We start from the raw sequence: 12,176 nt of genomic DNA on the forward strand, positions 1-12,176 counted from the left end.
GATTTCCTATCACACGAACGTAGTCATTTAGCCACAAGCCACGTGCATGCTTCGTATTCTTCTCATTACGCTTGGATGATGTATTTGGCTGCTTTCTGCCTTTTCTTGCATTTGCTTCGTGAAGCGACCGCTTCTTCTTGCGGAACTGGCTGATCAGCGTCACCGTATCTGGCATCTGACCCACTGACTTGATCCCGCTGATTGCGATTGCATCCATAAAGTGACCTTTTGGCAAAAGAAGATTCTTACGATCTACGTAGGTTTGCGAACCGTACTGAAAGCTTGCTTCTGGGAAGGCAGTCATAATCCGCTTGCGCAGAATGTTCATGAACGTTGCACCCTTCAGCTGCTTTGTCACTTTCTTCTTTGCCTTCATCCACTTGTAGAGCTTGCCACCTGGCTGGTGGTTCTTCGTGGTATGGCAGTCCGTGCAAAGCGTTATTAGATTGTCCACCCGGTTTGTCCCGCCTTGCGAGCGATAGACAATGTGGTGGACAACAAGCTTTACGCCTTCGCCATGTTTATGGCAGAGCTGACAGGTGTACTCGTCACGTGCCAGCACGTAGTACTCATAGTTCTTCCAGTCCTTCAGTGAGCCTTCTTGATACTGCTTGCCCGAAATTTCTGGGTTAACCATTTTGGCCATGTCAAACTTGCCTACTTCGATGTGAAGATCGGGATTTGGTAACACAGCCAGATAGCGTTTGATCCAAGCAATGTTATGGCTTACCTTGCCTTTTATTGACGGCGGAAGCCATAAGCCGTCTCGCTTGCCATGCACTCTGTTTAAAAAGCGGGCTTGGCGATAGCGAGTCTTGCGGTTTCTTTTGCTTCTGCGATAGATCTTGCGGGTGTACAGATTTTTGTGTACGTCTTGGCGAAGCTCTACCTCGCTTTGATGCAGCACCTTGTTTTGACTGACAATGGCAAAGCCAATGTGTCTCTGCCCAGTGTCTACGCCAAGGCTTACCTTCTGCTTATAGCCGTATGAGCCGTATTTCAGCTGAATCGTGAACGGATATTTCTTGACCACAAAAGCCTTGCCGCTTTTCAGCAGCAGTCTGGCCTTTCTTGGACGACATGGCATTAGTGGCTTGCCGTCCCTGCCCAGCAGAAACACCCGATTGGCATTTTCATGCTTCATGTTTTTCTCCTTTTCCGTAATGCAGGAAACAGTGATTCCTGCCACTCGTCCAAACCAGGAGACCCAATCCGGATTTGCGTTGTTGCCCATCGACGATGTTATCCATGCTTGTGGGCGCAGTTGACCGTCACGTTAACCTCATGACTGTTTACAGAGCTGCCACAGAGCCAAAGACTTGGGCATCATCCTTGGGTGTGATGACATAGATAACGTAGTTCCTCTATCCAGTCAGCCGAAGCCGATTGGATAGCTTAGTCTAGACAATGAAAGCCGGATTTCTCCAGCTTCCCTGCTAAAGATAAGAGACCTAAAGCTTGCGCTTCAAGCCTCTTACTTCAGTAAGGGGTTACCATTGACCATTTCGTTGATTTCCATAACTTTATCAGCAAAGCCCTCGCCAAAGTCGCCTGCCAGTCTGTCTTTGAGTTGCTTTACTGAGTCCGGGTCCTGCTCATTAATATCTAAACCGTAGTAGTAGTTGGCCACCTTGTTTAAGAAGGGAATCATCCTCAGCGTCTTGACCACTGCTGGTTTACCATTGTTGTAATTTTCAGCATCTGCTTGTGAGGCTTCTTCGGTTGATATGCTAGCGGACCATTTTCCATCAAAAAACGCATCCCGGGTCTCCAGGAAGCGTCCCCCCCTACATCACACTAATCAAAAGCAAACTGATCAGCAGGGCCAAAGTAAAGCAGATGCCGATCAGCCAGCCCAGGATCTTAAAAGATACCTTGAGCAGAAAAGCGGCGATCGCCACCGGCACAGCCATAATAGTTAAAAATATTAGTAAGATCAAAAACGAAATCGTAAACATGATAATTCCCCCAACTTGTGCTCTATCCCCTGAATACAAGTTAAAGGTAACCCAAGCCGGAGCGGCCTGTCAACCTTCTTGCTTTCTTTTACCGGCTGCTTCTGCCCCGGTGGTCATTGTTCGGATGGCTGTAATACAGCCTCTTTGCCTGGTACATCTGCTGGTCATCCAGCTGCTTAAAACTTATGAAAACATTTCGCTTACTATCTCATCATGCAGCTTGTTAATCCGCTGGCTGGTCTTTTGCCAGTTGTACTCGCCATGCTGCTTGTTCCGGTAGGCATAAAGCTGAGCCTCATTGATATACTTCAAGGCAAGGTCCCAGCGCTGGCCCGTCCCCCAGCCTCTGGCGTAGCAAAGGGACAGGCGGTAGTCGATTTCAGCAATCAGGTCTTCGTCACCTTTCTGCAGGACGCTTTCCGCCATGCTGTAATATTGAAAGGCAATCTGGTCATTTTTCTTTACAAAATTGCCGAAGCGGAAGGCATCCCCCAGCTTATAAAAGGCATTCGGGTTGCCGGCCAAAGATGCTTGAGTAAAGTAGTAAAAAGCCTGCTCCTGGTCAGCTTCACCAACCCGGCCAAAGGCATAGATGTAGCCTAAATTGCACATGGCCTGGGAATTGCCGTAGTCAGCTGCCTTTTTATAGCACTGCAGGGCCAGTTCATAGTCCCCCTGCCGGTAGGCTTCCGCCCCCCGGTCCAGCCAGGTCGTGCCGATTTTATCTATCTCAACGAATTTATCTTTATCCGAAAATGCCATCTTTACCGCCAACCTTTCTAAAATTAACTAAGTGCCAGCTCCTTGACCGGATACGCGATCGGCTGGGCGGATGTCTCATAAGCCGGCAGGCCGTGCATGGCCCGGTAGATCGCCCGCTCAATTGAAGACAGGCCCGCCGAATCTGCAATGGCCAGCCGCTTGGCATACTTGCGCAGGGCCCTACTAGTCGAGTGCTTGTTCAAATTCTGCACCATGACCGTTACGTCAGCCCGCTTCAGCGCGTGCTTGTAAAAAGATTCCGTATCGGAAAACTTGAAGGCATCAATCACCTTGCAGCGGCCGTGGTGCTCACCCACCATCTTCTGAATCGCCTGGCTGCGGAGCTCATTGCCAATGACCACTGCCACGCTGCGGCCATGAAGGTCAAAATTCAAGGTCGTTACGCTCTCTTCTTTGCCCTTGTCTTCCTTTTCGCTTTTTACCTTCTTTTCAGCAGGCTTTTCCTTCTTTGGAGCTGCTTCTCCCTTAGTCTGGCTGACCCAGCGGACGATCATATTGCTGGGACTGTTCTTATACCAGGCTAAATCAATGATATCTCCCTCATGAACAAAACCAGTCTCAGTTTGCCCGGCATCAATGATCGCCGGTACCTCATAGCGGTCAATGCCCGCGCACTCGCTTAATTTCTCGCCCATGGCGCTGCGGCTGACATATAAGTCACCGGCAGCATCCCTTTCCACGATCCCATATGACAAAGTCGCGATATTAGACGGCAAATTACCCGCTTCCACAATCCGGACTACCCGGGGCGGCTGGCTGCTGGGGTCCAGCTCGACCAGGTCACCGTTTTCAACGTTCAGATTTTTGACTGTCAGCTCATTAATTTCGCTGACCAAATCTCCCTGCTCGGTGTAAAAACTCCCGCCTTTCAGTGCCCGGGAAAAGCGGCAGAGCTTGTTGCCAGCGGAAATTTGGTAGGGGATGCTGGATCTTGGCTCTTCATGGCTGATGGTCTTGACTGGCTTTTTGTCTTCAGCTTCCGCTTCTGCTAAGTCTCCGCCTCTGTCTTCCTTTTCAATGGACTCTGAATCATCAGAATCTTCCTCTTCCTCCTCATCGCCGGCTTCGTCTTCAACTTCCTCGTCATCATCAAGTTCGACTCTGGCCAGGGTCAGGAGGTTCTCAATTGCGACTGCTCCCAGGCGCAAGGAGGTACTCCTGTCGTCCAAAGCCTCCAGGATGTTCCGCACTTGCTCACGATAGTCTAAATAGTATTCTTTCATCTTTTTTACCCTTTCATTTTTGAATTCGCTTTCAGCGTCTATTCTTATTATCGCAATCTTTTAAAAAAACGGCAGGGCATATGCGAAAAAAATTACCAAAATGGGCAAAAAAGACTATTTTTCCTTAACAGTAAGCCTTTACTGTAAATTTGCTCTGGCGGCCTTAATCACCCGGGCTACGTTTTCACTGGTCCGGGCTAAATTTTCTTCTCCGCCTGCTAAAGCTTCCGGCAAGCTGCAGACGCCTGGCAGGATACCAAAAATTCCCGTAAAGCCTGCTTCATACAAGCTGTCAATTCCGTCTCCGACCTGGCCTGCCAGGGCAAAAACCGGTATGCCAATTTTTTTGGCAACTTGGGCCACGGCATAGGGCGTCTTGCCGAACTTAGTTTGGAAGTCAATCCCGCCTTCGCCCGTAAAGGCATAGTCAACATCCGCCATCTTTTCCGCCAAATGACTTTCCTCGATCACGATCTGGGCGCCTGCCTTCATCTGGCAATTGCTGAAGGCCAAAAAGCCTGCTCCCAGACCGCCAGCTGCCCCGCTACCTGGCAGCTTTTCAACGTCTTTCCCAATCTCCTCTTTGATCACATCCGCGTAATGGTGGAGGCTAGCGTCAAGCTTCTGGACCATCTCCTTGTCCGCTCCCTTTTGCGGGCCGAAAACCGCAGATGCTCCATTGGGTCCGGTCAAAGGATTGGTCACGTCGCTGGCCAGGATGATTTCTGCCTCTTTTAAGCGGGGAGCCAAGCCGCTGGCATCAATTCTGGCTAACTGACCCAAACTTACTCCGCCAAAAGGCAGCTCTTGGCCATTTTTATCTAAAAACTTGACCCCCAGAGCCTGGGCCAGGCCGGCTCCGCCGTCATTAGTCGCGCTGCCGCCCAAACCCACGATAATCTTTCTGACGCCCCGCTTTAACGCGTCAAGCACCAGCTCCCCGGTCCCAAAAGTGGTTGCTGTCATTAGATCGCGGTCCTTTTTAGCGAGCAAGGCCAGGCCGCTGGCCGCTGCCGTTTCGATTACCGCGCATTCCCCGTCATTGATCAGCCCATAGCTGGCCAAGAGCTTTCTGCCATCGGGACCGGTAACCTCTTTTTCCACTTTTTCCCCGGGGATGCAGGACAAGATTGCATCGACCGTTCCTTCCCCGCCATCGGCCATGGGAACCTGGACTACCTCAGCATCTGGAAAGACCCGCTTGATCCCCTCGGCCATTGCCTGGCAGGCCGCTTTGGCTGACAAGCTTTCCTTGAAACTGTCGCTGGCTGTAATAAACTTGAGCATTTTTTCTGCCTCTTTCATTTTTCCAATAATCAGCTCTATTTTAGCGCTTTTCCAGGCAAAAAGCCGCCTGGCTGAAAGACAGACAACTGATCAACTAGCTGGCGGCTCGACTTCTTTCTAGTATAATTAAGCTAAAGGAAAAATATTGCTAATTATGGCGTCTTAGAAGAAATGCTGACCATCATTGAAGCCGAGTACAAGAACCACTTTTTGGATGAAGAATAAGGAGACCTATGGAAACTAAGAAATACCTTTCCCTCATCGACCGGGAAATGGCCCAGATGCCGGACTTCGTCAAGGAATACCGGCTGGAAAACCACCACTCCCTAACCACCAGCTACCAATACTTGACGGAAATCCGCCGCTTCTTCTCCTGGCTGATCTCTGAAAATTTGACCCAAGCGAAAAGCCCCAGCCAAGTGCTGCCAAGCGACCTAGAAAAATTGAACCGAAGCGACGTCATGCTCTACCTGGACAAACTAGAGCACAGCAAGAACAAACAAGGTCACCTCAACTCCCCAACGACCGTCAACCGGTCGCTCAACGCCTTGCGTTCCTTGTACAAGTACTTGACGATCACGGCTGACAAGAACAATGGCGAGCCTTATTTTGACCGCAATGTCATGCTCAAAATCAATTCCCTTCCTTATACAAGCACCTTGAACTATCGGGCCCACGCCTTAGAAGCCCATATGTACACTGGCGACTTAAAATACCAGTTTATGGACTTTTTGGACCAAAAATTTGCCGGCCTCTGCAGCGGGCGCGCCCTTTCTTCTTTTAAGCAAAACAAGGAACGGGACATGGCCGTCATCGCCTTGATCTTAGGCACCGGGATCCGGGTTTCCGAATGCGCCGGGGTTGACCTGAAAGACCTCAACTTAAAGGAGGCAACTTTAGACGTTACCCGGAAAGGCGGGCAGAGAGACTCCGTGCCAGTCGCTGACTGGACCCTCCCCTACCTGGAAGAGTACCTGACAATCCGGGCTGACCGCTACCAGGCCCCGGCCACTAACAAGGCCTTTTTCTTAACCAGCTATCACCAGGAATGCCGGCGGATGACGACCAATGCCATTGAGAAAATGGTTGGCAAGTATTCTGCCGCCTTCGGCCACCCCCTCACACCCCACAAGCTCCGCCACACGGTCGCTTCTGAACTCTACCAGGCCACCAAGGACCAGGTCATGGTCGCCCAGCAGCTGGGGCAAAAAGGGACCTCCGCCACTGACCTTTATACCCACGTTGACCAAAGAGAGCAGCGGGCCGCCCTCAATGCCAGTGCCAAACAAAATAAGTCCTCCTCTGATTAGAGAAGGACTTATTTTTGTCTTTTGCTAGTTATTTTCTTCTGTGGTAAAAATCTTATTTTGCCTAGTCAGCGAAGTGCTTGCTCTTGTAAACCAGCTTTCCGCTGACAAAAGTCAAGGCGGTCATCCCGTAGACTTCCTGGCCGGTAAAAGGAGTGTTGACCCCCTTGGACAGGTAGTCTTCTTCAGCCAGCTTTTCAGCGTCGTCCAGGTCAAAGACGGCCAGGTCAGCTTCCTTGCCCGGAGCCAGGACACCAGCATCCAGGCCAAAGAGCTTGGCTGGCTGGTAGCTCATGAGATCCAAAAGCAGGCTCAGCTCCATTTGCCCACTCTTGACGAACTTGGTGTAGAGGCAGGCAAAAGCCGTTTCGTTGCCGATAATGCCGAAGGCAGCCTTCCGCATGTCGCCGGCCTTTTCTTCCCGGCTGTGCGGGGCATGGTCGGTCGCGATCAAGTCAATCGTCCCGTCCAGCATCCCTTCAATCAAAGCAAACTGATCTTCCTTTGATCTAAGAGGCGGGTTCATCTTGTAGTAGCCGTTGTTGCCGTCGATCTCTTCTTCGCTCAACAAGAGGTGGTGAGGTGCGGCTTCCGCGGTAACATTGATCCCGTATTCCTTGGCGATCCGGATTAATTCCACGCTTTCCTTGGTGGAAACGTGGCAGGCGTGGTAGTGAACGCCGGTAGCCTGGGCCAAAACGAGGTCTCTGGCCAGCTGGGCTGATTCACTGACGCCCAGGATGCCTGGCAGGCCAAGTTCTTCAGCCTTCTTGCCGGCATTCATCACCCCATGATGGTAAAGTGAGTCATCCTGAATGTGCTCGCAAATGGCCAGACCTACCTTGGCTGCTTCTTGCATGGCTTCGTACATGGTACCGGCCTGCTGGATGCCATGGCCGTCATTGCTGAAGGCAAAAGCCCCCGCTTCTTTCAAGGCAGCCATGTCAACTACCTTTTCGCTGGTCAAGTCTTCAGTAATGGCCCCGTATTGCTTGAGGTGGACGCAGCTGTTGGCTTCGTTTAAAGCAACTTGCTTGTCGAAAGTTTTCAAGTCATCTGGGACCGGGTCAACGTTGGGCATGGTGCAGACAGTGGTAAAACCGCCCCGGGCTGCTGCCTCAGACCCGGTCTTGATGGTTTCCTTGTAGGTAAAACCAGGTTCTCTGTAGTGTTCGTGGATGTCCACTAAGCCAGGTGCCAGGAGCTTGCCCTTTAAGTCATAGACTTCATCATCAGCTGAGACAGGCAAGTCCAAGCCGATCGCCTGGATCTTGCTGCCAGAGATCAAGACGTCTTCTTTAATGAATTCGCCTTCCTGGTAAACCAGACCTTTTTTCAGCAAAATGGCCATTATTCAAGGCCTCCCAACTTACGACCGCGCAAAACAGCTTCGATCATGGCCATTCTGACAAAGACCCCATTGTGCATTTGCACAGCGTAGCGGGACTTAGGTGCTTCAACCAGATCGCCGTCCCATTCAACCCCACGGTTGATTGGACCCGGGTGCATGATGATGGCGTCATCCTTAAGCATGTCGTAGCGGCGTTGGTTAAGACCGTAAGCTGCGTTGTAGTCCTTGGCGTCAAAGAGCTGTTCAGTCTTGGCTTCTGCCCCGTTGTGGCGTTCGTGCTGAACTCTGAGCAGCATCAAGACGTCGAGTTCCGGGATTTCGTCGTCAATGTTCTTAACGTATGTGCCATACTTGCTGAATTCTTCAGCATCGTACCAGTATTCTGGACCTGAGAAGTAGACTTCAGCACCCAGGGTGTTCAGAATTTCCATGTTTGACCGGGCAACCCGGGAGTTGGTCAAGTCACCGACGATCATGATCTTCAAGCCGTCGAAGTGGCCGAATTCGTTGTAGATGGTCATCATGTCCAGCATGCTTTGGGATGGGTGCTGGCCGGAACCGTCACCAGCGTTGACCAGGCCCATTTGCAGGTGCTGGCCTTCCTTTGGGTGGATGATTTCGTTGTAGTAGGCGTTTTCCGGGTGTCTGATAACGCTGAGTTCGATGCCCAGGGAAGCCATGGTCAGTTCAGTGTCGTAGAGGTTTTCCCCCTTGTTGACTGAGGAGTGGGATGGATCAAATGGGATAACCGTAAGACCCAGCCTTCTTTCAGCAACTTCAAAGCTGGTGTGGGTCCGGGTTGAGTTTTCAAAGAACATGTTGGTGCAGAAGATTGGCCGGCTCAAGGCTGGTACTTCCCCGCCGTTCTTGAAGTATTGGGCTCTTTGGAGCAAGTGCAAAACGTCGTCGGCGTTCAGTTGTTCAACGCTGACAAAGTAAGGCAGGCGGAGCAAGTTGTCTTGCTTGTCTTCAATTTCGACAACGACTTGGTTTTGGGTAACAGTGGTCATGATGATTTGGCATCCTTTCGAAAATAACTTAAGCAAAAAGACCATTTTAAACACCCAGTCTCCGTGTCTAAAATGGTCTCTCAAAGTCTGCTTAAACCAGCCGGGAAGCTTCCTCCCTGCTTTTCTTGTCAATCCGAATGTTTGCCAAGAAATCTTTGCTTATGTCTGAAATTTGAGTTGCCTTCTTAGCCTCACGGGACTAAATTTAAAGGTCCTTCGTATTTTTCCTTAACTATAAAGACTTTTTCCGGTTAAGTCAAGCTTTTAATCGAAAAAAGGGGTAAATTTTTTAAGGAAAAAGTTTAAAACTATTTTCAACTGCTTTCGAAGACGATTGCGGTATAATCTAGCTAAGGAATCGACAGACATGTGTTTTGTTAGACTGACAGGAGGAATTTATCCATGAAGTTTACGAAATTGTTGAAAACACGCAAGTCAATCCGGACTTATACGGGCGATCCTGCTAACAAAAAGCAGATCAAGAAGATCATTGAAGCAGCTGAACTGGCTCCAGTTGCCCGCGGCTTATACGAAAACTACTAGCTGACAGTCATTTCCGACCCAAAGATTTTGAAGGAAATTGACCAAGAAGCAGCCATGATGTTTGGCGACCTGGAATCCCATCCCTTGTACGGGGTACCAACCTTGATCCTGGTTTCTGCAAAAGACCGGGATGAAATGGCCTACGCCAGTGCCGGCATTATTGCCCACAACATGGTTTTGGCTGCTGAAAACAAAGGCCTGGGGGCCTGCTACCTCTTTGGCGCGGCAGCTGCCTTGGCTGCCCACCCGGAAACAATCGTCAAGCTTGACCTGCCAACTGGCTTCTTGCCGGTCTGCGGGGTTGGCGTCGGGGAAACTGAAGAAGAACTGACCATCCGTGACCAGAAAATGAACCAGATCGGGATCAACGAAATTTAACCGGCGAAAGCTGCTCTCATCTTAATTTATTACCATTTCGGTGACACGACATAAAGTTGAACCTCCCACGACTAAAGTCGTAGGAATCTGGGGGCCACCCAGCACATTGCACATAAGATAGCTGACTCCAAGAAATACTCAGAAGGCTTAGGCATGGCCCAGTACCGTCTCGTCTTCGTTTTGACTCGCTCAGAAGATTACGCAGACAGGTACCGTCTAGTGCTAAGGACGATTGTTCCGTTTCGCCCTGGCTATTTTTTCTACATTAAGCTTAGACTTCCGTCACCAGTGACGAAGGGCTAAGCTTTTTTCCTTCTTCGGCTGCTTTTATAAATTTGGAGTGATGCTCCGGATGAATCCCCCAATCTAATATATTTCTTGCCGCATTCAAGTCTCTGTCTATCATCTTTTTGCAGCTTGGACACTGCCATTCTTTCTGACCAACTTTAAGATCCTCATTGATGTACCCACACTCATGACATGCCTTGCTTGTCCAAAACGAATCTACTTTAATGAGCGTCTTGTTTTGCTTCTTTACAAGCGACTCTAAAACGGTCATCAGCTCATAAGGCTTGAGAACAGTCAGTCTGCGATTAATGCCCTTGCTTTGTGCAGAGCCTTTTCCACGCTTGCGCATCTCATAGGCATCCAGCTTCTCGACAATAATCGTATCGCAGTCATCGGCTACTTCGTGCACCAGATGGCGGTATTCGTTGGTAAGCAGATTCGTCCGCTTTGCGTTCAGCTTCTGCTGCTTACGATGCAGCTTTCGATAGCGTTTGCTGTTTCCATGAATATTTTCTTCTTGATCCCGCTCTGACTTGATCTTATTGATCTTCTGCTCATACTCGTCAGCTAGCTTGATTGCGGTGCTTGACACCTTGATCCGCTTGCCGTCTGATGAGCAAAACACCTCATTATTGGCCATATTCCAGTCAAAGCCTCTGATAATTTTAGATTCCTTCTTCTTGCGGGGCAGTGAAAAGGTCAGCTGCAGTCTGTAAGTACCATCTGGAAGCTTCTTTATCTTTGTCAGCACAACGGCCTTTAAGTTTAATTCCGACAAATCTTCAATGACTTCGACAGTGCCAAAGTCGGCTACTGTTAAGAAGGTGTGGTTGTCTCTATGCTTGTCCTCAATTCTGATACCGCCTTTAGAATCTTCTGGAAGCTTTTGCGAAGTGATGGTTCTAAAACTTGCCCCGTTTCTCAAAAAGTTGATCGACCCCTTGCGGTACCAAGACTTGTGGAGCTGGTTCTTGTGCCTGCCGTGTTTGTCTTTAGTGACGTTCATCTTGAAGTTGTAGCGAGCCTTTTCGTCCATGCTCTTGCCTGCTTTCTCCAAGCGCTTGCGGTATTGTGAGAAGTTGGTATAGACGGTCTTGAGAAACTCATCAGCTGAATGAGACGACAAAAACAGCGCGGATTTCTTCCAACGAGCCAAATTATATTTATCTTTGATGAACCCAGCTTTTATCTTGTTTAGGACGTACTGAATAGGCTTTTGGCTAGTCGGCATAGGCCGCCCAATATGCTTAACGCCATAAGTCTTAAAGAGATACTTTAAAGCGTACTGAAACAAAGCATTCTGGGTTTCCAATGCCTTTTCATGCTGAACTCTTTGCTTGTCAGTCAGTAGCACATGGTACTGTCTGGTAAATCCATACTTTTTCTCTTTAGACACGTATGCACACCTTATTCCCTTCTTCTCTATGCTATAATTATAGCATAGAGAAAGGTGGCATGCATAATGATTGTTCATGCGAGAGGCTGCGTTTATAACTTCAATTTCCATCTGGTTTTCGTGACCAAGTACCGGAAAGAAGTCTTTAACAGCCCGGAAAAGGTTAAAGAAATGAAAGAGCTACTCCAAAAAAGAGCGGATATGTCAGAGATCGAGATCCAGCAAATGGAAGTAATGCCCGATCACGTTCATATGCTTATCTCTTTTTCACCAAAACAGAGGCCTGTAGACATAGTTAAAGGGCTGAAAGGCTGGACAGCCCGGAAATGGTTCGAGCTTCACCCGGAAACTAAACAGATCCTTTGGGGTGGCCATCTCTGGTCACCGAGCTATTTTATGAGTACCTTAGGTGATATGAGCAAAGAAGTCGTTAAAAATTACATTGCTTCTCAATACACAGCGGCCATGAAAAAGCAGCAGAATGGCAAATATGGCGAGATGGAAAGAAAAAGGAAAAGTAGAAACTAAAACATACTAATCTAGTGTTGGATGATTACTCGACGGAGTAGTCGTTCAACACTTTTTCTTTTACTATGTAAAGTGGAGATGAAGCCAATGCCGTGGCGCTCTTGGACACATGATGTCGTAAGTA

Annotated in this window: 11 protein-coding genes and 1 pseudogene; 3 read left to right on the forward strand and 9 right to left on the reverse strand. The window is 49.2% G+C overall.

Annotated elements, in window-relative coordinates; all coding sequences use genetic code 11:
* The 6 genes from iscB to Q0J41_RS01365 form a co-directional block, all read right to left on the reverse strand.
* On the reverse strand, positions 1 to 1,144 hold a 1,144-nt coding region (gene iscB / locus Q0J41_RS01340), incomplete at its 3' end, for an RNA-guided endonuclease IscB (RefSeq protein ID WP_366937228.1).
* 330 nt (positions 1,145 to 1,474) lie between these two features.
* A complete protein-coding gene (locus tag Q0J41_RS01345; protein ID WP_296225191.1) occupies positions 1,475 to 1,651 on the reverse strand; it encodes a hypothetical protein in 177 nt (58 codons plus the stop codon).
* Positions 1,652 to 1,787: 136 nt separating this feature from the next.
* Positions 1,788 to 1,958 (reverse strand): hypothetical protein, encoded by a 171-nt coding sequence (locus Q0J41_RS01350; protein ID WP_296225193.1) that lies wholly within the window; start codon positions 1,956 to 1,958, stop codon positions 1,788 to 1,790.
* Positions 1,959 to 2,141: 183 nt separating this feature from the next.
* On the reverse strand, positions 2,142 to 2,720 hold the full coding sequence (locus tag Q0J41_RS01355) for a tetratricopeptide repeat protein (protein ID WP_296225195.1): 579 nt from the start codon (positions 2,718 to 2,720) through the stop codon (positions 2,142 to 2,144).
* Between the two features lie 23 nt (positions 2,721 to 2,743).
* Positions 2,744 to 3,964 carry a DUF2325 domain-containing protein gene (locus tag Q0J41_RS01360; protein WP_296225197.1) on the reverse strand — a complete coding sequence of 407 codons (1,221 nt, stop codon included), beginning with the start codon at positions 3,962 to 3,964 and terminating at the stop codon, positions 2,744 to 2,746.
* A gap of 138 nt (positions 3,965 to 4,102) precedes the next feature.
* On the reverse strand, positions 4,103 to 5,251 hold the full coding sequence (locus Q0J41_RS01365; protein ID WP_296225199.1) for a glycerate kinase: 1,149 nt from the start codon (positions 5,249 to 5,251) through the stop codon (positions 4,103 to 4,105).
* Between the two features lie 233 nt (positions 5,252 to 5,484).
* Between Q0J41_RS01365 and xerS the strand changes: the two genes are divergently transcribed.
* Entirely contained in the window at positions 5,485 to 6,561 is a 1,077-nt protein-coding gene (gene xerS / locus Q0J41_RS01370) for a tyrosine recombinase XerS (protein WP_296225201.1), read from the forward strand.
* A gap of 61 nt (positions 6,562 to 6,622) precedes the next feature.
* On the opposite strand, the gene Q0J41_RS01375 is transcribed toward xerS, so the two are convergent.
* Both Q0J41_RS01375 and Q0J41_RS01380 read right to left on the reverse strand, forming a co-directional pair.
* Positions 6,623 to 7,909, reverse strand: a complete 1,287-nt coding sequence (locus tag Q0J41_RS01375; protein ID WP_296225202.1) for a dihydroorotase — start codon at positions 7,907 to 7,909, stop codon at positions 6,623 to 6,625.
* A complete protein-coding gene (locus Q0J41_RS01380; RefSeq protein WP_296225204.1) occupies positions 7,909 to 8,919 on the reverse strand; it encodes an aspartate carbamoyltransferase catalytic subunit in 1,011 nt (336 codons plus the stop codon). Before Q0J41_RS01380 ends, Q0J41_RS01375 begins: the two co-directional genes overlap by 1 nt.
* Positions 8,920 to 9,321: 402 nt before the next feature.
* On the opposite strand from Q0J41_RS01380, the pseudogene Q0J41_RS01385 reads away from it, so the two are divergent.
* Positions 9,322 to 9,840: pseudogene (locus tag Q0J41_RS01385) on the forward strand (nitroreductase family protein).
* Positions 9,841 to 10,111: 271 nt separating this feature from the next.
* Here the strand turns inward: Q0J41_RS01385 and Q0J41_RS01390 are convergent.
* A complete protein-coding gene (locus Q0J41_RS01390) occupies positions 10,112 to 11,524 on the reverse strand; it encodes a transposase (RefSeq protein WP_296225206.1) in 1,413 nt (470 codons plus the stop codon).
* A 66-nt stretch (positions 11,525 to 11,590) separates the two neighbouring features.
* On the opposite strand from Q0J41_RS01390, the gene tnpA reads away from it, so the two are divergent.
* On the forward strand, positions 11,591 to 12,052 hold the full coding sequence (gene tnpA, locus Q0J41_RS01395) for an IS200/IS605 family transposase (protein WP_296225208.1): 462 nt from the start codon (positions 11,591 to 11,593) through the stop codon (positions 12,050 to 12,052).
* The last annotated feature ends 124 nt before the right edge of the window (positions 12,053 to 12,176 follow it).

This window comes from uncultured Lactobacillus sp. (assembly GCF_944327175.1).
Taxonomy (GTDB): Bacteria; Bacillota; Bacilli; order Lactobacillales; family Lactobacillaceae; genus Lactobacillus.